This is a genomic window from Pseudarthrobacter sp. NPDC080039 (genome assembly GCF_040702335.1).
Lineage (GTDB): Bacteria > Actinomycetota > Actinomycetes > Actinomycetales > Micrococcaceae > Arthrobacter > Arthrobacter enclensis_A.
Map to the genome: position 1 here is coordinate 95,068 of NZ_JBFBKY010000007.1, position 20,080 is coordinate 115,147.

At 64.0% G+C, this 20,080-nt stretch carries 22 protein-coding genes; 10 read left to right on the forward strand and 12 right to left on the reverse strand.

Annotated elements, in window-relative coordinates:
* Nucleotides 1-14: 14 nt before the first annotated feature.
* The 7 genes from AB0313_RS10445 to AB0313_RS10475 all read right to left on the reverse strand — a co-directional run bounded on the left by AB0313_RS10445 (nt 15) and on the right by AB0313_RS10475 (nt 8,126).
* On the reverse strand, nt 15-1,322 hold the full coding sequence (locus AB0313_RS10445) for an MFS transporter (RefSeq protein ID WP_366305404.1): 1,308 nt from the start codon (nt 1,320-1,322) through the stop codon (nt 15-17).
* 11 nt (nt 1,323-1,333) lie between these two features.
* Nucleotides 1,334-2,770, reverse strand: coding sequence for an FGGY-family carbohydrate kinase (locus AB0313_RS10450; RefSeq protein WP_366305406.1), 1,437 nt, complete (start codon nt 2,768-2,770; stop codon nt 1,334-1,336).
* 28 nt (nt 2,771-2,798) lie between these two features.
* A complete protein-coding gene (locus tag AB0313_RS10455) occupies nt 2,799-3,542 on the reverse strand; it encodes an SDR family NAD(P)-dependent oxidoreductase (protein WP_366305408.1) in 744 nt (247 codons plus the stop codon).
* A gap of 81 nt (nt 3,543-3,623) precedes the next feature.
* Complete coding sequence (locus AB0313_RS10460; protein ID WP_366305410.1) at nt 3,624-5,066, reverse strand: FAD-binding oxidoreductase; 1,443 nt, start codon at nt 5,064-5,066, stop codon at nt 3,624-3,626.
* Nucleotides 5,067-5,300: 234 nt separating this feature from the next.
* Nucleotides 5,301-5,906 carry a glycerol-3-phosphate responsive antiterminator gene (locus AB0313_RS10465; protein WP_366305412.1) on the reverse strand — a complete coding sequence of 202 codons (606 nt, stop codon included), beginning with the start codon at nt 5,904-5,906 and terminating at the stop codon, nt 5,301-5,303.
* A gap of 158 nt (nt 5,907-6,064) precedes the next feature.
* Nucleotides 6,065-7,150 carry an ATP-dependent DNA ligase gene (locus tag AB0313_RS10470; protein ID WP_141944918.1) on the reverse strand — a complete coding sequence of 362 codons (1,086 nt, stop codon included), beginning with the start codon at nt 7,148-7,150 and terminating at the stop codon, nt 6,065-6,067.
* Between the two features lie 52 nt (nt 7,151-7,202).
* Nucleotides 7,203-8,126: an AEC family transporter gene (locus AB0313_RS10475; protein WP_366305414.1), complete on the reverse strand. Its 924-nt coding sequence runs from the start codon at nt 8,124-8,126 to the stop codon at nt 7,203-7,205.
* 151 nt (nt 8,127-8,277) lie between these two features.
* Here AB0313_RS10475 and AB0313_RS10480 point away from each other — a divergent pair, with 151 nt between their 5' ends.
* Together AB0313_RS10480 and AB0313_RS10485 are read left to right on the forward strand one after the other, a co-directional pair.
* Entirely contained in the window at nt 8,278-9,528 is a 1,251-nt protein-coding gene (locus tag AB0313_RS10480) for a pyridoxal phosphate-dependent aminotransferase (RefSeq protein ID WP_307309280.1), read from the forward strand.
* Nucleotides 9,529-9,633: 105 nt separating this feature from the next.
* Nucleotides 9,634-9,870 carry a hypothetical protein gene (locus AB0313_RS10485; protein WP_141944914.1) on the forward strand — a complete coding sequence of 79 codons (237 nt, stop codon included), beginning with the start codon at nt 9,634-9,636 and terminating at the stop codon, nt 9,868-9,870.
* Between the two features lie 78 nt (nt 9,871-9,948).
* On the opposite strand, the gene AB0313_RS10490 is transcribed toward AB0313_RS10485, so the two are convergent.
* The 3 genes from AB0313_RS10490 to AB0313_RS10500 all read right to left on the reverse strand — a co-directional run bounded on the left by AB0313_RS10490 (nt 9,949) and on the right by AB0313_RS10500 (nt 11,605).
* The gene (locus AB0313_RS10490; RefSeq protein WP_141944912.1) at nt 9,949-10,236 is read right to left on the reverse strand and encodes a MoaD/ThiS family protein; all 288 of its coding nucleotides are present in this window, start codon (nt 10,234-10,236) and stop codon (nt 9,949-9,951) included.
* On the reverse strand, nt 10,229-11,338 hold the full coding sequence (locus AB0313_RS10495) for an exo-alpha-sialidase (protein WP_366305417.1): 1,110 nt from the start codon (nt 11,336-11,338) through the stop codon (nt 10,229-10,231). The genes AB0313_RS10490 and AB0313_RS10495 overlap by 8 nt, the downstream gene beginning before the upstream one ends.
* A gap of 66 nt (nt 11,339-11,404) precedes the next feature.
* Nucleotides 11,405-11,605 carry a hypothetical protein gene (locus AB0313_RS10500; protein WP_141944910.1) on the reverse strand — a complete coding sequence of 67 codons (201 nt, stop codon included), beginning with the start codon at nt 11,603-11,605 and terminating at the stop codon, nt 11,405-11,407.
* Nucleotides 11,606-11,880: 275 nt separating this feature from the next.
* On the opposite strand from AB0313_RS10500, the gene AB0313_RS10505 reads away from it, so the two are divergent.
* From AB0313_RS10505 to AB0313_RS10530, 6 genes are all read left to right on the forward strand, one after another.
* Nucleotides 11,881-12,747: a hypothetical protein gene (locus tag AB0313_RS10505; RefSeq protein ID WP_366305419.1), complete on the forward strand. Its 867-nt coding sequence runs from the start codon at nt 11,881-11,883 to the stop codon at nt 12,745-12,747.
* 101 nt (nt 12,748-12,848) lie between these two features.
* The gene (locus tag AB0313_RS10510; RefSeq protein WP_366305421.1) at nt 12,849-13,610 is read left to right on the forward strand and encodes a class F sortase; all 762 of its coding nucleotides are present in this window, start codon (nt 12,849-12,851) and stop codon (nt 13,608-13,610) included.
* Nucleotides 13,611-13,691: 81 nt separating this feature from the next.
* Nucleotides 13,692-14,204 (forward strand): universal stress protein, encoded by a 513-nt coding sequence (locus tag AB0313_RS10515; protein WP_141944904.1) that lies wholly within the window; start codon nt 13,692-13,694, stop codon nt 14,202-14,204.
* 306 nt (nt 14,205-14,510) lie between these two features.
* Nucleotides 14,511-14,876, forward strand: coding sequence for a metal-sensitive transcriptional regulator (locus AB0313_RS10520; RefSeq protein WP_141944902.1), 366 nt, complete (start codon nt 14,511-14,513; stop codon nt 14,874-14,876).
* A gap of 56 nt (nt 14,877-14,932) precedes the next feature.
* Nucleotides 14,933-15,172 (forward strand): cation transporter, encoded by a 240-nt coding sequence (locus AB0313_RS10525; protein ID WP_141944900.1) that lies wholly within the window; start codon nt 14,933-14,935, stop codon nt 15,170-15,172.
* 26 nt (nt 15,173-15,198) lie between these two features.
* Nucleotides 15,199-17,544, forward strand: coding sequence for a heavy metal translocating P-type ATPase (locus tag AB0313_RS10530; protein ID WP_366305424.1), 2,346 nt, complete (start codon nt 15,199-15,201; stop codon nt 17,542-17,544).
* Here the strand turns inward: AB0313_RS10530 and AB0313_RS10535 are convergent.
* Nucleotides 17,525-17,797, reverse strand: coding sequence for a DUF2277 domain-containing protein (locus tag AB0313_RS10535; RefSeq protein WP_366305426.1), 273 nt, complete (start codon nt 17,795-17,797; stop codon nt 17,525-17,527). The genes AB0313_RS10530 and AB0313_RS10535 overlap by 20 nt on opposite strands.
* A 212-nt stretch (nt 17,798-18,009) precedes the next feature.
* Between AB0313_RS10535 and AB0313_RS10540 the strand changes: the two genes are divergently transcribed.
* Entirely contained in the window at nt 18,010-18,273 is a 264-nt protein-coding gene (locus tag AB0313_RS10540; RefSeq protein WP_141944894.1) for a WXG100 family type VII secretion target, read from the forward strand.
* Nucleotides 18,274-18,424: 151 nt separating this feature from the next.
* On the opposite strand, the gene AB0313_RS10545 is transcribed toward AB0313_RS10540, so the two are convergent.
* Nucleotides 18,425-19,462 carry a DMT family transporter gene (locus AB0313_RS10545; protein ID WP_174237558.1) on the reverse strand — a complete coding sequence of 346 codons (1,038 nt, stop codon included), beginning with the start codon at nt 19,460-19,462 and terminating at the stop codon, nt 18,425-18,427.
* Between the two features lie 71 nt (nt 19,463-19,533).
* Between AB0313_RS10545 and AB0313_RS10550 the strand changes: the two genes are divergently transcribed.
* Complete coding sequence (locus AB0313_RS10550) at nt 19,534-20,079, forward strand: CGNR zinc finger domain-containing protein (protein WP_307309310.1); 546 nt, start codon at nt 19,534-19,536, stop codon at nt 20,077-20,079.
* The last annotated feature ends 1 nt before the right edge of the window (nt 20,080 follow it).

Genomic DNA, 20,080 nt, shown 5'->3' on the forward strand with positions numbered 1-20,080 from the left:
CAGCGAAAAGCAGGCTAGATCGTGCTCGGCGATGGCTCCATGGCGCTGGCAGTCTCGACGTTCCGGCGTTTCCTCATCAGGACTGCGAAGTAAACCGCGGCCGCAGCCCCCACCAGCCCAATGCCGGCCGTGACAAGGAAGAACAAACTATTTGCCCCTGCCACATCGTCACCGAAGGCGGTGTAGATAGCGCCACTGATCTGCGGAATAACGATGTCGGGGAGGTAACCCACGAAGGAAATGATTCCGATGGCCACACCGGTCGCCGCGGCAGGGACACGGCAATCATCAAGCAGTGACCAGTAGATCCCACGGATTGCGTACAGGAAGAGGCCAACAACCACCACCAACACGTAGGCCAGGCCATTCGAACCGCTTGGCAGGAGGCTCAGGCTGATGAACCCGAGGGCTGCGACAACCATTGAAACCGCCAGGACCCGGCTCTTGCCGAGCCTGTCTGCGAGGAAGCCTCCTCCGAACCCGCCGATCGGGCGCATCCACAGGACGATCACCGTCACTACGCCCGCATTGACCGGGCTCACGGCGTGATTCACGTTGAGGTACCCGGAGAAGTAGTAGTGTCCCCAGAACAGCGTGTAACCACAGAAGAGGACCAGGCTCATCACCCATACCTCGCGGATTTTCAGGATTCGACGTACCGCGGCGAAAGTCGACTCAACCGGTTCTCCGTGGGACCCTGCGCTCTTTTGCTGAGCATCGGAAAGTACGAAGAAGACAAGGACGGCGATAACGATGAGCACTGCACAGTACATGTAGACCACGGCCTGGAAGCCTGCCCGCGTCTGGGTGATGTCGGAGGTTCCGTCCCCGGCAAACAGCGCGAAGAGACCGACTGCGCAACTGGCCAGAATTGCTTCCACCAGTCCCCGGCCGCCGTCGAGCGCACCAAAATAAGTACCTTCCTCATTCTTATCCGCCAGCAGGCTGACAGTTTTGAGAATTGCGCTCCAAAATGTAAAGACTGTGGCAAATCCCCAGACAAGGTATACGTAGACCAGGGTGGACTTGTCCGGTACCTGCGCGTAGAAGAGGCCCGTCACCGCCGTGAGCACCAGCGAAAATGTAATGAGGTAGCGCACGGAGATCTTGTCGGCCAACCATCCGCTGGGTATGTAGCCGATTACGAAGATGATCCCGAGCATGGAGTACAGGCCTGCCAACTCTGAGTTGCTGAGGTGAAAGACGGCTAAGATTGTGGATTCAAAGTTCTGTCGAAGGTACACCAGCGGGTAGATTGAGCCCGCCGCGAGAATGAGCAAAACAAGCTGAAAAATCTTCTTTGATTTGCCGAGCTTGAGCATGGAATAGCTCCTTATTTATCAGATAGTATTTTGTGGATTTTTTCCAGGATGGGGTCCGTGTGCATCGGTATTTCAGCCGCCACGGTGCACAACTGCCCGTACAGTGCGGCGTCCTGCGGGTTGGGCTCGAAGCGGTCCTCGCGCCGAACCATGTGGGCACATGCTTCGTCGAAGTCAGGGTAGATTCCGCACGCGACGGCAACGCAGATGGCGGCACCGAGACCGGCGGCGTTCCGGACAACATTCCGGACCACTGGAATATTGAAGACGTCGGCGAAGATCTGCATCATGAGATCGCTGTTTGAGCCGCCACCCGAGACAACAAGGGTCCTGAGGTTCATGTCTCTTTCGGCGGTCATGGCAGCCATGTTTTGCTTCATTGTGAAGGCGATGCCTTCCAGGACGGCGCGGTACATGTGTGCGTAACCGTGCCGTTCGTCGAAGCCGATGAACATTCCTTTCTTGAAGGGCTTGTTCGGTGGCGCGAGCCAGTCAAGAACGCACAGCAGACCGTCGCTTCCTGCCGGAATATCCGAGGCCAACTGGTTCAGGCGCTCCTCGGCGCTGGCTCCGGCCTCTGCAGCAGCACGGGCGTTCTCCGTACCGAACAGGTCACGCAGCCAGGAGACCGTCCACATGCCCCTCCGGATGCCGGCGCATTCGTATATGTAGCGGTATGGCTCGGCGGCAAAGTTCGAGAAGTATGTCCGCGGTTCGGCCGCAAATTCCTTCCCAACAACCATCCCGGCAATGTAGGTGCCCAGCGAGACAAGGCCCGTTGCGTCGTCGCGGAGGCCGGAACCCAACGCTTCGGCAGCCTTGTCGTTGGCGGTGTGGACCACCGGTATGCCCTGGGGGATCCCCGTGCGCTCTGCGAAGGAGGCGTTCACAAAGCCACCCACGTCGCCGGGCATCTGTAACCGGTACAACATGTCACTGGCCACGTTGAACGACGTGAACTTTTCCCGATCGTCAAACCAGTCCCACGTGCGGCCATCCATGGGCCAGGGTCCGATGTAGTTGGCCGCGGTGTCCGTGAGCTCACCGGTGAGCCGCCCCATGAGATACCCCGAAGCGGTGGTGACGTAAGCGACGTCGTCGTTGTTGTGCTCATACGCCTTGGAGAGACGGTGGTCCATCCAGCTTTGGACAGGCTCGGCGAGGGTCCCGTCCGTGCGAACAAGGGCCCGACAGCACCGGATGGTGCACAATCCAACGCCGATGATGTCCTTGGGGTCTCCGGGAAAGGCTTTCATCGCCCGGGAGGCTGCGGCAACGATGGAGTCGTAAAGGTCGTCGTCAGGGTGTTCCGCGATACCCTCCCCGGGGGTATGCATGGGAGCCAACGGCTCACTTGCCTCGCATACGATGTGGCCGTTCGTGTCGAAGATGACTACCTTCGAGCTTTGGGATCCACCATCAAGTCCGATGATGTAGTTGGTGGTCATGTCATTTCCTCATCTGCTTTGACGGCGCCTAGCGCACCAGATAGCCGCCGTCGACGCTCAGGATGTGGCCATTGACGTAGTCGGACGCCCGGCTGGCCAGGAATACTGTCGCGCCCATGAGGTCCTGGGTCTGGCCCCAGCGGTTTGCCGGGATGTGGTCCAGGACCCGGCGATTGGCTTCCGGGTCAGATCTGGTGGCAGTGGTTAGTTCGGTTGCGTAGTAGCCGGGCGCAATGCCGTTGACCTGCACACCGAACTGGGCCAACTCGTCGCAGTAGGCCTTGGTGAATCCTGCAATGCCGTGCTTGGTGGCTGCATACGCCGGTGACCATTGTCCTCCCAGGAATGTGAAGACCGAGCAGATGTTGATGATCTTGCCGCTGCCCTGCGGAACCATGTGCTTGGCGCACTCGTGGGACATTTCGAAGGCTGCTGTCAGGTTCAGCGCCACCATTGGGTCCCACTGTTCGCGGGTGTAGTTGAGGACGTCGGGTTCGTTGATGCTGCGTCCGGCACAATTGACGAGAATGTCAACGCTTCCAAACTCGGATATGCAGGCATCCACAACCTTTTTAGGGTTTCCCTTTTCCGTGATGTCGGACATGATGTAGGCGTATTTTGCACCGGCTTCCTCAACCATGGTCGCCGTGCTGCCATCGTCAGGCATGATGCTGGCTGCCAATACGTTGGCTCCTGCCTTGGCCAGCGCAAGTGAGAAGGCTTGACCGAGGCCGGTATTTCCGCCGGTTACGATCGCATTCTTGCCTTTCAATGAGAAAAAGCTCATTTGAAAATCGGCAATGTTCAAATCGGGCATACAAACTCCCTGGTTCTTAATTGGTAATGAGCTGGATCAGAGAGGGAAGATTGTCCCTGGATTCATGATTCCGTTCGGGTCGAAGGCAGACTTGAGAGCTTCCAGCATGTACAGCGAGGAGCCGTATTCTTCTGCGAGAAAGTGCGTCCGGTGCTTGCCCACACCGTGGTGATGGCACATTGAACCGCCGAGCTTGAGCGTTTCCTCCACGATGATGTTCTGGATCGGGTCGTGGTAGGCCGTGCGTTCCTCGGTGGGGTCCACGTCTATCTTGTAGTAATAGACGAAATACATATTTGTTCCATTGAGATAGCTGTGGCTGGAGTGGCCACCCAGGAGGCTGAATTGTGCCGGCACTTCCTTCCGGATTCGTGCAATGGCATTGTTGTAAATGTCGTTGATGACACTCCAGTTTCCGGAGATCTCAGTGGTGAAGCCGTTGTTCAATGTCTCGCGTATCTCCACCCTTTCCTCTTCGATTTTGGAGACGTCCCAGTTCAGGTGGTTGAACCAGTCCTCGATCAGCGAGTCTGCGACGCGATCAGCCGTATTGAAGGAGGAGACAATCTGCTCGATGGCTTTCCCGGTGGCATCGGCGATGAGCTCGGGACCCTCCGCCATGAAAATCAGTACGCAACGGCCTTCGGAAAAATGCCCGAAGTGGTACAGCCCATCCTCCTTGTCGTAAAGGCGGGCAACAGAAGGCTTGTAGCCCTGGGCCACTACTTCCCGGAGGATTTCGAAGCCGGTCTTCATGTCGTCCAGCAGATAACCGTAGAACCGGTTATTTTCAGGGAAGTAGCGGAAGATCTTGACGCTTACCTCGGTGATGAAGTTGAGGGCTCCCTCGTTTCCAAGCACCAGGTGGCGGATGTCCGGTCCGGCCGCCCGGCGCGGGACGTTCTTGATTCGGCAAATCTCACCATTGGCAAACACCGTTTCCACGCCGACGAGCATGTCCTCGATGCCACCGTAGAGAGTCGAGAACTGTCCAATGGACCGCGTTGCAACGAGGCCGCCGAACTGCGCGATTGGCTTGGACTGCGGGGAGTGCCCGGTCGTGTAGCCGATCTTTCGAAGTTCGTCCTCAAGATCCTGCAGCCGAACGCCGCACTGGACCGTCGCCAGCATGTTTTCGGTGTCAATGTTGATGATCTCGTTCATTGATGACCCGTCAACAACGACAGAATTCTCAACGACGGTTTCAAGGCCGCCCTCGGTTGCTGACCCTCCGGTCTTGGGTACGACGCTGATTCCGTATTCGTTCGCCAGTTTTAGTACTGACGAAACTTCTTCCGGGGTCCCGGGCCTGACGACTGCCGCCGGCAGCGGCAATGAATAAATGCCAAAGACATTCTCGACTTTGTAATAGCGATCGACGCTGTTCTCCCGCAGCGTTTGCTCATCCGTGATGACGCGGTCGCTGCCGAGGATATCGACGTAGGCGCTTACGATCTCTTCGCGTTTGAGGGTTGTCAATTTGTCTGTTTCCGTTCATTTTAGGCATTGGCGCTTTTGCGCGCTGGCTCAACCTCCACCTTGTCCAGGAAAGGCACAAAAAAAGAGAACAGCGATCCCCTTGGAATTGGGGGCCGCTGTTCTCTAATTTTTAGCAACCGTCACGGGCAGAGCCCGGAACAAGTATGAAGTTTTAAGTTGAGAAGGACTCTAGCATGTGGCCGGAGGTCTGCCTAGGGGCAGTTCGAATTTCTGCTACATGCGCCAGACGTCCCGGTTTGACGAAGCCACTGCTGTGGCACCTGCGCCCAGCGCCCCGATCACGTCCTCCTTGTCGCACACCAGGCCGCCGGCAATCAGCGGAAGATCTATGTCTTCGCAAACCCAGGAGATCACGCGGGGCATGCATCCCGGCAGGATCTCAATAGCGTCTGCGCCTGATACGGAAACCTGTTTGGGCAGATTGTTGTAGCTGAACGAGTCAATCAGGAAGAGGCGGTGAATCGACAGGAATCCCGCCGTCTTCGCCGCCCGTACCATGGCAGCCTTTGAGCTGAGAATGCCGTCCACATGGGTGTTTGTTCTGAGGAAATCAACCACGACCGGCTTGCTGGCGAAGCCATCAAGGAGATCCACATCGACAAAAACCGTCTTGCCCGCCGACTTGAGCGTCTCCACGATCCCTCTGATCGACATCACGGATCCAAAGAGGACAAAGACAACAGGGCACGGCGCCGTCAGAACTGCCCGCAAGCCATCCTCATCCTTGATGCTGGCGATCACTGGGTGATCCGACAGCATGGCATTTATCCTGGCAGATTCATCCCGCGCATGGCGGCTCTTGGTCGGTGATTCTGCCACAGCATTTATCTCCTGGTGTAATGATCTGTCCCGTTGTGCGGAAGCCAATGGGCTGCCATCTTCGGGAACGGTTCAACAATGGTATCCCCGGCCCAGCGCCCCCGTATCTGTTGGATACGTACCGTGGCGGACCCGCCTGCGGCCACGCACCACCGTGGTTACCTGCCGGTCTCCAACACTGAGGCGAGGTCGAAGTTCACCGGCTCCTCCAGCTGCTCATAGGTGCACGATTCCGGATCCCGGTCCGGGCGCCAGCGGTTGAACTGGGCCGTGTGGCGGAACCTCTCGCCCTCCATGTGGTCGTAGCGGACCTCCACCACCAATTCGGGCCGCAACGGGACAAAGGACAGGTCTTTCCCGGCGCTCCACCTGCTGCCTTCGGCATTCCGCGGGGTCCGTTCGCCTTCTGCCTGTTTGGCCCACGCCCAGGGATGGTTGTCGAAGTCCGTCACCAGGGGCTGGAGCTGTTCGAACAGTTCCTGGCGCCGTTTCATCGGGAAGGCGCCGATCACGCCCACGCTGGCCAGGCCGCCGTCGTCCTTGTACAGGCCCAGCAGCAGCGAGCCAATGGCGTCCGGCCCGCTCTTGTGCAGCCGGTAGCCGGCCACAACGCAGTCCGCGGTGCGCTCGTGCTTGACCTTGAACATGACGCGCTTGTCCGGCTCATACCGGCCGTCCAGGCGTTTGGCCACGATGCCGTCCAGTCCGGCGCCCTCGAACTGCTCAAACCACCGCGCCGCCGTGTCCTTGTCCGTGGTGGCGGCCGTCAGGTGCACGGGTGCCTTGCTGGCCGCGAGCGCCTTCTCCAGCGCCGCACGCCGCTCCGCAAAAGGCCTGCCGGTATAGTCGTCGGCGTCCAGGGCCAGGAGGTCGAAGGCCACGAAACTTGCCGGTGTCTGCTGTGCCAGCAGTTGTACCCGGCTGGCGGCGGGATGGATCCTTTGCTGCAGGGCGTCGAAATCAAGCCGGTCACCGGAGGCACCCACCAGGATGATTTCGCCGTCCACCACGCAGCGCGGCGGCAGGTTTTCCTTGAGCGCCGCAACGAGTTCCGGGAAATAGCGGGTCATGGGCTTTTCATTGCGGCTGCCGATCTCCAGGTCATCCCCGTCGCGGAAAATGATGGACCGGAACCCGTCCCACTTGGGTTCATAGCTGAGCTCCCCGCCTCCCGGGATTCCGTCGATGCCGCTGACGGCCTTGGCGAGCATGGGCGGGACGGGCGGCATCACGGGAAGTTCCATGTGCCCATTCTTGCCCGGCCGGCGCCCCGGGCGGTAGGGTGGCGCGCGCTTGTCAGGCCGCCAGCAGCCAGACGACCAGGACCAGGACCGGGGCTGCGGCGGCCGTGGTGAGCAGGATGGTTTCGCGTGCCACCGCCACGCCGCGCCCGTACTTGCTCGCGAACAGGAACACGTTCTGCGCCGACGGAAGGGCTGCCATGAGCACGACCCCCAGGAGCATGCGGTGGTCCAGGTTGAAGAGGAAACGTCCGACGACGAACGCCACCGCCGGCATCACGGCGGACTTCAGTGCCGTGGCGGTGAGGATTTCCGCTGTGTGCCCCCCGCTGCGGAGCATCGTGGTCCCGCGCAGCGACATGCCGAAGGCCAGGAGCACCACCGGGACCGCCGCGCCCCCCAGGAGGGTCAACGGCGCCATCACCGGGGACGGCAGCTGCACGTGGAACGCGGCGAGGACCACGCCCAGGAGCGAGGCGATGATCAGGGGGTTGCGGAAGGGCTGGGTCAGGACCAGCCTTGGTGAGAACCGGCCGGCCTCGGAGAGGTCCAGCAGGGTCAGGACCAACGGGGCGAACAGGAGCAGCTGGACCAGGAGGACGGGAGCCACCGCCGTGGCGTCACCCAATGCGTAGAGCGTGATGGGTATGCCGATGTTGTTGGCGTTCACGTAGGACCCGGCCATCGCGCCGACCGCCGTTTCGGCCATGGGCCGCCGGAACCAGATCCTGCTGGCGGCCACGTACAGCAGTCCGGTGACCGCGGCTGTGATCATGGCCAGCGGCACATAGGCGGAGAAGACCACGGAGAGGTCCGATTTCAGCACGACGGTAAAGAGCAGCACCGGATTGGTGATGAAGAAGGCGGTCCGGGTCAGTGCGGAGATGGTGGGTTCATCGCCCAGGCCGCACCGCGCGGCGACATAACCCACGGCAATGACGACGCCGATCACCGCCAGTCCGATGAGCACACCGCCCACGTGGGGTACTTCCTTCCGCTACCGCCATGCACTACTGCGGAATGGCAGTACTACAAGTCCCAAACTTATCCGATGGGCGCGGCGATGCCGGGAGGCGTCCACAGTATGGCCCGGCTGCCATCCGCTGCCCGGCTTTGTGAAAAAATCAGCCATGCACGCCATGCAGCATTCCAGCAAGCTCGAGAACGTCCGGTACGAACTCCGGGGGCCGATCCTCCAGGCAGCCAAGAACATGGAGGCCGAGGGCCACCGGATCCTGAAGATGAATCTCGGGGACACGGCACCGTTCGGCCTGGAAGCACCGGAGTCGGTGGTGGTCGACATGATCCACCACCTGCGCGGCGCCCAGGGCTACAGCGACTCGAAAGGCATCTTCACCGCCCGGACGGCCATCTCGCAGTACTACCAGACCCGTGGACTGATGAACATTGGGGTCGAGGACATCGTGATCGGCAACGGCGTCAGCGAACTGATTTCCATGTGCCTCCAGGCGTTCATGGAGAACGGCGACCAGATCCTGGTCCCGGCGCCGGACTATCCCCTCTGGACGGCCGCCGTGACCCTCACCGGCGGCAAGCCCGTGCACTATCTTTGCGACGAGGCGGACAACTGGTGGCCGGACATGGCCGATGTGGAGGCAAAAATCACCAGCCGTACCAAGGGCATCGTGATCATCAACCCGAACAATCCCACCGGCGCCGTCTACCCTCGCCACATTTTGGAGCAGTTCGCGGCCCTGGCGCGGAAGCACAACCTGGTCCTGTTCTCGGACGAAATCTACGAGAAGGTGCTGTACGGCGGTGCCACCCACATCCACACGGCATCCGTAGCCGAGGACGTGTGTTGCCTGACGTTCAGCGGCCTGTCCAAGGCGTACCGCATGCCCGGCTACCGGGCAGGATGGGTGGCCGTCACCGGGCCGCTGGCCGCCACTGCGGCCTACCGGGAAGGACTGGAGTTACTGGCCTCCCTGCGCCTGTGCGCCAACGTTCCTGCCCAGCACGCCATCCAGACCTGCCTGGGCGGGTATCAAAGCATTGAGGCACTGGTGAAACCGGGCGGCAGGCTGCGCGAGCAGCGGGACCTCGCCCACAAACTTCTCACGGCCATTCCCGGTGTCACCTGTGTTCCTGCGTCCGGCGCCATGTACCTCTTTCCGCGGCTGGACCCGGAGCTCTATCCGATCGCCAGCGACGAGCAGTTTGTGCTGGATCTGCTCAAGGACCAGAAGATCCTCGTATCCCACGGCTCGGCTTTCAACTGGCCCACCCCGGACCACTTCCGGTTCGTCATCCTTCCGTCGGTCCGCGAGATTGAGGAAGCCGTGCGGCGGATCTCCACGTTCCTGGCCGCCTACCGCAACCGTGAGGCGGACTACGAGGTGGAAACAGTTGCGGATTAAAGAACTAACCGGTCCCTAACAGCCAGGAAACCGGTCGGCAACATTGGACGCACACACTGGTTAGTGCAGGCAAGAGCCGGCACCAGCTCCAGCCAGGAGGCCCCGATGTTGAAGAAAGCGACCCCGCATGTAACCAGAGTGCGCGCCCTGGACCAGCTCCACCGCGGCGACGAAATCGAAGCCCGCCTTTCGGTGGGGCCGTCCTACGACGACGTGGTGATCCGCCGCGGCAGCGTGCAGGAAACGGCACCCGGAATTGGCGTGGTGTGGATCCTGGACCGGATCACGGGCGTCCGGAAAGCCATCAATACCGATGAGTGCAGCGTCTGGCGGGTGGCGTAGGAGCTGTGACCCGGAAGCCGGATCCGGTACGGCGGGTGTAGTCAGCCAGGACTGCCCGCCAGCCATCGGCCCTTCGCGTCACCCGCCTGCAACGGACTGGATCACCAGGACCTCCTGTCCCGGTGAGACCTGGGTTTCCATGCCCTGCAGCCGCCGCACCTCATTGCCGTCGACATAGATGTTGACGAACCTCCTGAGCGACCCGGTTTCGTCGCGGAGCCGCCTGCCAAGTACGGCATACTCCGCGGCAACCGCATCAAGCAGGCTTGCCACCGTCACCGGCCCGTCGGCGGGCGCAGTCAGTACGGACTGCCCGCCGGCCAGGGGCTGCAGAACGCTGGGGAGCAGCAGCACAATGTCAGGCACCGGCCACCACTGCCGCCCGGACACACAGGACATCGGGCAAGTGGGAGGCCACCTCCCTGAACGTTTCCCCTTCATCCGCACTCGCGTAAACCGTGCCGCCGCGCGTACCAAAGTAGACGCCTGCCGGTTCAGCGCTGTCCACCGACGCTGCGTCCCTGAGCACACTGTTGTACTCATGGTCGGGAAGGCCCGCGCTCAGGTGCTTCCAGGTATTTCCGGCGTCGTCCGTGCGGTGGACGGCGAGCTTCCCATCCGGAGGGATGCGTTCGCCGTCGGCCTTGAGCGGCACCACCCACGCGGTGCCTTCGCGCCTGGGATGGGTCAGCATCACGAAGCCAAAGTCGGCCGGCAGGCCCTCGGCGATGGACTTCCAGGTGTCCGCATTGTCGTCTGTCCGGTACACGCCGTGGTGGTTCTGGGCGTAAAGGCGTCCCGCCGCCCCGGCGTCGGCGGCGATCTTGTGCACGCACTGGCCGAACTCGGGGTTGGGGTCCGGCATGAAGTAGGCCGAGATCCCTTTGTTGCGCGGTTCCCAGGAGGCGCCGGCATCGAGCGATCGGTAGACCCCACCGGTGCTCATGGCTACGTGCACCGTTTCGCCGGCCGGGTCCACAACGATTGAATGCGCTGCGGCGCCGCCGTAGCCCGCTCCCCACTCGCTGCGGTGCGGGTGGTCCCACAGGCCGCGGTTCAACTCGAAGTGTTCGCCGCCATCCGTGGATTTCCACACGGAAATCGGCTCGGCCCCTGCCCACACCACTCCGGGCCGGGACCCGGCGTCCGGGTAGATCTGCCAGACGCGCTCCAGTGCAGCCCCCGTGTCCGCAGGGAATCTGATGGCGCCCTGTTCCGGTTCGGTCCAGGTGGCACCCAGGTCATCCGAGTGCGCAACCGTGGGTCCCCAGTGCGGGCTGCGGACCCCCACCAGGATCCGGGTACGGCCTTCCCTCGTATCGATCCCGATGCTGGGAATCTCCGCCATCAGGAAATGCGGGCCGGTCAGGGACCAGTCCTGCCTGTCCGGGCTCGTGGCCAGCCACAGCCCCTTTTTCGTGCCGATTGCCAGGACAAATGTTTCTGACGCCGTTGCCATGCGGACCATGCAACCACCGGATGGGCCCCGGCGCAACGGTTTTCAGCCCTGCAAACCCCCCGTCCCGGCGGGGGATCAGTCCACGAACTCCGACTGGGTCTCGATGAAATCCCAGTCCGCCGCCGTCAGGACGCCGGCCGGGTTCCCCGGATGGGGACCGCCGGCCTCCGCGATGCCTTGGAGCACCGGAAGGGGCAGATCCTCCGCACGGAGGTTTTGCCGCAGCCACTCCTTGCTGGCCAGGTCCAGGTCCAGCCACCACATGAAGATTTCCACCGCTCACCTCCTTCACCCATTTAAAACGGTAGGCGTGGCCGTGGCCGTGGACAAGGTGCTCCCGCAGAAGCAGGTAACCGGGACGAGACTTCGGGTACTGGCAGGTAACTTGCCTGGCCAGCCGGGGGAAAAGACAAGTACCCCCTACTGGCGACTGCCTTCGGCGGCGCCCCTAGCCTGAAATCTCAAAGCAAGCTGACCGTGCTGCTGAGGCATAGGGCTTAACCGCTGGCCTTCCCTCGCCATGGTCCGTTTGACATATCTGGGGAGAAAAAATGAAACGCACCTTAGCAACAATGGGGGTGATGGGGCTTGGCCTTATCAGCCTCACAGCACCGGCCATCGCGGCTTCCGACCAGGCTGCGCTAGCCCACTCGGACGGAAGCGCCGTGATCCCGCTGGAATTCAATGTCAACGGCACCAACAACGGCGGCGGCAACGCCGGCGGCGGAACTGACAATGGCGGCGGCAACGGCGGAACCAACAACGGCGGCGGCAACGGCAACGGCGGCGGAACCAACAACGGCGGCGGCAACGGCAACGGCGGCGGAACCAACAACGGCGGCGGCAACGGCGGCGGAACCAACAACGGCGGCGGCGGAACCAACACTGGCGGCGGCAACGGCAACGGCAACGGCGGCGGAACCAACAACGGCGGCGGCAACGGCGGCGGAACCAACAACGGCGGCGGCAACGGCAACGGCGGCGGCACCAACACCGGCGGCGGCGGCACCAACACCGGCGGCGGCGGCAACGGCAACGGCGGCGGCACCAACACCGGCGGCGGCGGCACCAACACCGGCGGCGGCGGCACCAACACCGGCGGCGGCGGAACCAACACCGGCGGCGGCGGAACCAACACTGGCGGCGGCGGCACCAGCACCGGTGTAACCAACACCGGAACAGGTCTCGTCACTGTGGTTCCGAACGCTACAGCCCCCGCCCAGACGCCGACTTCCGCACCCAAGGCTGCTGTCCCGGCCCCGGTCGCCGTCGGAACCAACCAGGGCTACAACGCCCAGACCGCGGTGGGAGCACCCGATGGCCTGCCGGGGTGGCTCGCCGGCCTGGGAGCGCTGGCTGCCGCGGGGACCGCAGTGGCAGTACGGCGCCAGTCGCGTCCGCTGCACACCGGCGGCTAGCCGGAACACCGCCACCGCCCGTGGCCCCTGACAAGGAAGGCGTTCTGCCAGTGCCCGGCGGGGCGCCTTCCTTCCACCCCCGCCGACCCGTAAGGAATGCAATGGGCCAGGATCGAAGCCGGCACGCAGCGCCCATGCGGCGCGGCATCCTGCGGTGGAACCGGGGCGATCTGGCCATCTTGGTGTGTGGATTCCTCGCCTTCCTGTCGTTCACGTTCGGCGCTCCCCTGTTCCAGCCTTCGGCCCTGTCCCACCCCACAGCCCTAGCCCGCCCTGCGCCGTTGCCTGCCGCCAGGACTGCCCCTGCGGCCCCAGCACCCTCTGATGGCGGGGCCGCGGCCGGAGCAGCTGGGCCTGCCCAGCCTGCGGAAGCCCAAACGCCGAGCTCTTCGGAAGCAGCAGGGCCCGAAGTTCCGGCCGCAGCCCCGCCCATCCACATCCGTTATCCGTCGGCAGCCTTCGACGTGGCCATCCATCCACTGGACCTGGACGGTGAAGCCCAGTCCAGCCGGACTATCGAACCGCCCGCAACGAAGGATGGCTATTGGCTGACGCCGTTCGGAGTCCCGGGGAAAGGCTCCGGCAACACCACCTACGTCATTGGCCACAGCTGGGAAGGCGCGGATGCCCCTTTCAACCACCTCAGTTCGGCGGCGGCCGTCGGCGACCACATTGAGGTGGAAACCGCAGCCGGAACCATCAGCTACCGGGTGGACAGCATCACGACGTACCTGAAGTCCGGACTCAAGGACAGCGCCGTGTGGGACATGGTGCCCAACCGGCTTGTCCTCATCAGCTGCTACACCGAGGACCCGTGGGGCAAGAACGTGGTGGTCACGGCATACCCCGCCGACCCCCAGTAGCCGCCCGGGCGGCGGTGCTGCGCGTCTTTCCGGGCCGAACGGACCTGTTCACACCCCGCGGCCAGGCGGACAATTGGCCGCATGACAGGGGAACACATCAATACTGCTCCGCTGCTGGTGGGGATCATGCCCAAGCAGCACCCGGAGGTCCTCCAAACTGCGGCCATGCTGGCTGCCCGGCTGGGGGTGCCTTTGGTCTGCGCCTATGTGGACGAGGCCAGCTACCTGGTGGAATGGGATCCTGCCCGGTCCGCGCACCGCCTTTCACTGCACCCCGATGCCGACGACGACATGCTGGCCCTCACCACAGGCCTGAAGTCGCAGGTCCAGGCCACGGTGGACAACCTGCCGCCGGACCGCGGGACGCTGGACTGGTCCTTCCGCACACTCACCGGCGATCCGGCCCGGGCCCTGGGCCAGGTGGCAGCCGAATTGGATTCCCCGATCATCATTGTTGGCACTTCCGAACGGGGATTCTCGCACTGGCTCTCGGAGGCCCTCAATGGATCGGTGGGGGCGTGGCTGAGCCATCACCAAAGCCGCCCGGTCCTGGTGGTGCCCTACCGGATGCCGGCGCATGAAGACCGGCCTTAGCGTGGGCTTTCCGGCAAAATACCCGGCATTGGGGCCTGCTTAAAGTAAAGCGAAAGTAGTTATTCGGGATGCTGGCGCAGTGCCGTACCAGCCAGTAAGCTGGTTCAAGCAAGGCCGATCCACCCAGGTGGAAGCCGGAATTGCCCAAGAGCTGCTCCGGAGTGCGTATCCCCCAATAACGCACTCCGGAGCTTTTTTGTGCCCTGAACGCCTTCGTCACAGTGCCACCAATTCATGGCCGGGTTCCGGTCGGATACCCCATAGGGGTACTTGTGCTGATACCCCTATGGGGTATATGTTTGCGGCATGGACGCCACTGAAGAAGCCGTTGCCACCGTGGCAGCTACGGGGTCGGCCCCCGATGCCCGAACTGTGCAAGAGCACGGGTACACGGGAAACAAAGACGCGTACCTGCGGCGCCTGAAGCGCATTGAGGGCCAGGTGCGGGGCATCGCCCGGATGGTGGATGAGGACAAGTACTGCATCGACATCCTGACCCAGGTTGCCGCCGTCACCAAGGCCCTGCACGCCGTCAGCCTTGGCCTGGTGGAGGAACACATCGGCCACTGCGTGGTGGGGGCGGCCTCCGAGCCGGATCCCGATGCACGTGCCGAAGCCATTGACGCCAAGGTAAAGGAAGCTGCCGACGCCATTGGCCGCCTGCTGCGCTGACCCCAGAGTCCACAATCCACCCCGGCCAGCACCGGCACCACATGAAGGAGCAAGCCATGAGCACCACCTCACCCACCACCACAACCGTCAGCGTCTCGGGCATGACCTGCGGACACTGCGTGTCGGCAGTCAGCGAAGAACTGGAAGCCATCGACGGCGTTGAAGCAGTGGCCGTGGACCTGAACGCCGGCGGTATCTCCACCGTGACCATCACTTCAGGCAAGGAACTCTCCCCCGCGGAAATCGGCGAAGCCGTCGCCGAAGCCGGCTACCTGGTGGTGGCCAACGAAGCCTAGAACCCCTCCCAACACTGAAAGGTGACATGAGCCAGGAACTGCTGCACCCGCCGGGCACCCGCGTTGTCGAACTGGACATCGAGGGGATGACCTGCGCCTCCTGCGTCAACCGCGTGGAGAAGAAGCTCGGCAAGCTCGAGGGAGTGGCCGCCACCGTCAACCTGCCACTCGAGTCGGCCTACGTCACGGTCCCGGAGGGCATCACTGACGAGCAGCTCACCGCAACGGTGGAAGCAGCTGGTTACAAGGCAAAAGTCCGGCCACAACACACCCCTGCTCCGGAAACCGGGCCCGCGGACCAGCCAGCCGCGATTCCCGCTTCCCGGCTTCGCCCGCGCCTGGTCCTGGCCGCCATCCTGACCGTCCCGGTGTTCCTGGTGAGCATGGTCCCGGCGCTCCAGTTCCCCAACTGGGGCTGGGTGGCTGCGGTACTGGCGCTGCCGGTGGTCACGTGGGCGGCCTGGCCCTTCCACCGCGCGGCTGCCATCAACGCCCGGCACCTCGCCTCCACCATGGACACGCTGGTGTCCCTCGGAGTGGCGGCGGCGTACCTGTTTTCAGCGTGGCAGCTGCTGGCCGACCCCGGCATGACGGCGCATCCGGGCATGGAGGACATGTCCGGCGGCCTGTACTTCGAGGTTGCCTCCGTGGTCACTGCATTCCTGCTCCTGGGCCGGTACCTGGAGGCCAACGCCAAAAAGAAGGCCGGGGACGCCCTGCAGGCCCTGCTGAACCTGGGGGCCAAAGACGCCACGGTCCTGCGCAACGGAAGCGAACAGAAGATTCCCGCCGACCGTCTGCGGGTGGGCGACGTCCTGGTGGTCCGCCCGGGTGAGAAGATAGCCACCGATGGGGTGGTGGTGGACGGCGCTTCCGCCGTGGACGCCTCCCTGGTCACCGGCGAATCGGTTCCCGTGGAGGTCGGTCCTGACAGCCGGGTCACCGGTGCCACCATCAACACGTCCGGCCGCCTGCTGGTGCGGGCCACCCGGGTCGGCTCCGAGACCACCCTTGCCCAGATGGCCCGGCTGGTGTCGCAGGCCCAGACCGGCAAGGCCCCCATCGCACGGCTCGCGGACCGCATCAGCGCCGTCTTCGTCCCGGTGGTCCTGGGCATCGCCGTCCTGACGTTCGTGCTCTGGCTCCTATTGGCCGGTCCGGACGCCGATGGCGGCCATCTGCGGCAAGCCTTCACGGCCGCCGTCGCCGTCCTGGTGATTGCCTGCCCCTGCGCCCTCGGCCTGGCCACCCCGGTGGGCCTGCTCACCGGCACCGGACGGGGTGCACAGCTGGGCATCCTGATCAAGGGCCCGCAGGTCCTGGAGGACACCCGCACGGTGGACACCATCCTGCTGGACAAGACCGGGACCGTCACCACGGGCGTCCTGGCCGTGGATGCCATGTCAGCCTTCAGTGGTTTCCATGACCGCGAGGTCCTCCGTCTGGCGGGAGCCGTGGAGACCGCCTCCGAACACCCGGTGGCACACGCCATTGCGGCAGCAGCGGCGTCGGCCGCACGGTCGGGAGATGCTGTGAACGACGGCGGCATCCTCCCGCAGGTGCAGGATTTCGCTTCCGCCCCGGGGGGCGGAGTGTCCGGAACCGTTGAGGGCAGGCACGTAACGGCCGGTCGGAGCGGTTGGCTGCTGGGGAACGGAATCGCGCTGGATGCCTCGCAACAAGCCCAGCTCGCGGCTGCCGAGGAAGGGGGTGCCACCGCCATCTGCGTGGCAGTTGACGGCACCCCGGCCGGAATCATCAGCCTGCGGGACACCGTCAAGGAAGGTTCCGCCGACGCCGTCGCGCGCCTGAAAGGGCTGGGCCTGCGGCCCATCCTGCTGACCGGGGACAATGCCGCGGTCGCTGCCCGGGTTGCTGCCGCCGTCGGCATCGCTCCCGGCGATGTCTACGCCGGCGTCCTGCCGGAAGGGAAAGTCGAGGCAGTGCGGACGCTCCAGGCCGGCGGCGCGACGGTGGCCATGGCGGGAGACGGCGTCAACGATGCCGCCGCACTGGCGCAGGCCGACCTGGGCATTGCCATGGGTTCGGGGACGGACGTGGCCATCGAAGCCGCGGACCTGACGGTGATGGGCAGCGACCTTGCCCAGGTGGCGCAGGCCATCGAACTGTCCCGGAGGACCCTTTCCACCATCAAGACCAACCTGTTCTGGGCGTTCTTCTACAACGCGATGGGAATCCCCGTTGCCGCCCTGGGGCTGCTCAACCCGATGATCGCGGGCGCCGCCATGGCTGCCAGCTCAGTCCTGGTGGTCACCAACTCGCTGCGGCTGCGCAGCTTCGGACGGCACCAAAGCCAGGCCCAGGCCAAAGGGGCACGCTCCAGGACCAGGGTCAGGCCGCACCGTACCTGACCGCGGCACGGGCCCTCGCCTTGGCCGCCTCCGCCTCCCGGTCCTTGGGCGGCGCCTGCGTCACCAGCGAATCCAGCAGATGCTGCGTGATGTGCGCGATCTCATGCACGGCCTCGTCAAACGCTTCCTGGTTGGCCTTGGACGGCTTGGTACTGCCGCTGATCTTGCGGACATACTGCAGTGCGGCCGCATGCACTTCCTCGGACGTGGAGTGTGGCTCGAAGTTGTGGAGGGTTCGGATATTCCGGCACATACCGCCATGCTAGGCTCTCCGAATGCCTGGGATCGACCCCCTTTTTTCATGGTCTCCACCCGGCGTCATGGGAAGCCCGGCATGGGCAGCGCTGCCCATCGACACTGTTTGGGGGCCGGGATAGGTTTTAGGCAATGGATCTTCCGGATGAGCCGGGGGGCCGCTGGGGATGCCGATCTGGTTCGGATCCACGACCTATCAAGGAGAAACTGATGGCTATTTGGGGTGCAGACGTTGAGCAGCTTCGCCAGCTCGGCAGCAAGCTTCAGGCAGGCGCGTCCGAGATCGAGACGCAGAAGTCCACCCTCACCAAGGTTCTGGGCAGCACCAACTGGGAAGGCCCGGACGCCACCAAGTTCCGCAACGAGTGGTCCGGTACCCACACCGCCATGCTCACCAAGGTTGCCGAGGCACTGAAGGAAGCCGGCGCGCAGGCCAAGCGCAACGCCGAGGAGCAGAGCCAGGCATCCCACTAGGCTTACCGCCGGTATCCGGAAAGGGCAGGGAGACCATGCGGTGTCCCTGCCCTTTCCTGTTTGCGTCCGACGTCGGCACTCAGCCAAGGAGCCGCAGCGCCCACGGCCGGGGCCGGCTTCACTGGGGCCGCCCCTAAGGGGACGGGCCCGGCTAAGGGACGGGCTCGACGTCGTTCGCGTGCTCCAGCGGTGAGGCCCCCGTCTGCGCAGCCTTCCCGCCAGCCAGGGCGGCAGAGGCCCGCAGCTCGTCGAGCCGGACCAGGATGACCCCACCGACGATCAGGACGCCGCCCAGGAGCTGGATCGCGCCCGGCAGCTCCCCGAGCAGCAGCCACGCCCACACCACGGCAAACAGAACCTCGGTGAGTGACACGAAGGAGGCCACCTTGGAACCCAGGGCCCTGGCTGCCATGATGCCCGAGACGTAGGCCAGGACGGTGGCCAGCACCACCAGCCCCGCGAGGGAGACCCACCAGGGCGTGGTCCAGGCACCCAGTGTGGTGTCCTCAGTATTGAAGGCCATGGGGAGCAGGCCGGTGGCGGCAGCGAGCCACATGGCCGCGGCACCCACCATGAGTCCGCCCGACGCCAGCACAATGGCCGGAAGTGTGTCATTTTCCTTGGCCGTGATGAAGAAATAGATGGCCAGGCATACCGCTGCAGCCATGCCCCAAAGGACCCCCACCACGTCCACCTTCACGGCGCCTGTGAGGTCCAGGACCAGGACCAGCCCTGCCAGGGACAGCAGCGTCCCGCCGGCAGTCAGCACGCGCGGGCGGCGGCGGCTGGCAGCCCAGAGCCACAGGACGATAATCACCGGAGCCAGGTACTCCAGGAGGAGCGCGACGCCCACGGACAGACGCGCCACCGCGTTGAAGTAGAACAACTGGCAGGCCGCCACGCCGACGAGCCCGAACAGCACAATGGTGAGCCAGTTGTCCCGCAGCTGGTGCCAGCGCCCCTTCAGTGCGGACACGGCGGGGACCGCAAGGATTAGGGCGGCGCCTGTGAGGCGGGCGGTGACGGCCGCCCCGGGGGACCAGCCGGTTTCCAGCAGTGACTTGGCGAACGAGCCGGACAGGCCGAAGACGGCAGAGGAGAACAGCGCGATGCCGAGCCCGGATGCCAGGAAGCCGGTCCTTGTACCGGGCAGCTCCGGGGCGGAGATGGGGTTTTTGGCGGCAGGCACCGTTGCCTCCTGTCAGGAGTAAAGTGGGGTAATGCTCATGACACTACGCTTCGGTGCTGTAAGGAGTCAACATGGTTTTCGCCCCTGACACTGAAGTGGCACTGCGGACGGTGGTGAACCTCATCAACACGGCCACGAACGGCAGGGAGGGGCTGGCCTCCATTGCCGATCTGGACAGCTTCCTGGACGCTGAAGGATTCTCCGGGGCACGCAGCAGGGATGCCGCCGAACTCGAGAGCGTGCGGCAGCTGCGCAGCGAACTTGCCGCGGTATGGACGGCGGACGAGGACACCGCCGTGGAGGCGGTCAACCGGCTGCTGCGGGACGCCAACGCGCTGCCCCAGCTGATGAAGCACGACGGGTGGGACTGGCACCTGCATGCCACCGCGCGCGAGGCACCGCTGGCGGACCGGATGGGCACCGAGGCTGCCATGGCCCTGGCTGACGTGATCCGAAGCAAGGAGAGGGACCGGCTGCGCATGTGCGCGTCAGAGGACTGCGACGCCGCCGTGCTGGACCTGAGCCGGAACCGGTCCAAGCGCTACTGCGATACCGGCAACTGCGCCAACCGGGCCCACGTTGCCGCCTACCGCGCCAGGCAGGCCGCGGCGGGCTAGC

What these genes read in the sequence shown, in the direction of transcription:
- AB0313_RS10445 (WP_366305404.1), bottom strand. Translation starts at nt 1,322, where the DNA reads ATGCTCAAGCTCGGCAAATCAAAGAAGATTTTTCAGCTTGTTTTGCTC.
- AB0313_RS10450 (WP_366305406.1), bottom strand. Translation starts at nt 2,770, where the DNA reads ATGACCACCAACTACATCATCGGACTTGATGGTGGATCCCAAAGCTCG.
- AB0313_RS10470 (WP_141944918.1), bottom strand. Translation starts at nt 7,150, where the DNA reads ATGGAACTTCCCGTGATGCCGCCCGTCCCGCCCATGCTCGCCAAGGCC.
- AB0313_RS10480 (WP_307309280.1), top strand. Translation starts at nt 8,278, where the DNA reads ATGCACGCCATGCAGCATTCCAGCAAGCTCGAGAACGTCCGGTACGAA.
- AB0313_RS10485 (WP_141944914.1), top strand. Translation starts at nt 9,634, where the DNA reads ATGTTGAAGAAAGCGACCCCGCATGTAACCAGAGTGCGCGCCCTGGAC.
- AB0313_RS10495 (WP_366305417.1), bottom strand. Translation starts at nt 11,338, where the DNA reads ATGGTCCGCATGGCAACGGCGTCAGAAACATTTGTCCTGGCAATCGGC.
- AB0313_RS10505 (WP_366305419.1), top strand. Translation starts at nt 11,881, where the DNA reads ATGAAACGCACCTTAGCAACAATGGGGGTGATGGGGCTTGGCCTTATC.
- AB0313_RS10510 (WP_366305421.1), top strand. Translation starts at nt 12,849, where the DNA reads ATGGGCCAGGATCGAAGCCGGCACGCAGCGCCCATGCGGCGCGGCATC.
- AB0313_RS10515 (WP_141944904.1), top strand. Translation starts at nt 13,692, where the DNA reads ATGACAGGGGAACACATCAATACTGCTCCGCTGCTGGTGGGGATCATG.
- AB0313_RS10520 (WP_141944902.1), top strand. Translation starts at nt 14,511, where the DNA reads ATGGACGCCACTGAAGAAGCCGTTGCCACCGTGGCAGCTACGGGGTCG.
- AB0313_RS10525 (WP_141944900.1), top strand. Translation starts at nt 14,933, where the DNA reads ATGAGCACCACCTCACCCACCACCACAACCGTCAGCGTCTCGGGCATG.
- AB0313_RS10530 (WP_366305424.1), top strand. Translation starts at nt 15,199, where the DNA reads ATGAGCCAGGAACTGCTGCACCCGCCGGGCACCCGCGTTGTCGAACTG.
- AB0313_RS10535 (WP_366305426.1), bottom strand. Translation starts at nt 17,797, where the DNA reads ATGTGCCGGAATATCCGAACCCTCCACAACTTCGAGCCACACTCCACG.
- AB0313_RS10540 (WP_141944894.1), top strand. Translation starts at nt 18,010, where the DNA reads ATGGCTATTTGGGGTGCAGACGTTGAGCAGCTTCGCCAGCTCGGCAGC.
- AB0313_RS10550 (WP_307309310.1), top strand. Translation starts at nt 19,534, where the DNA reads ATGGTTTTCGCCCCTGACACTGAAGTGGCACTGCGGACGGTGGTGAAC.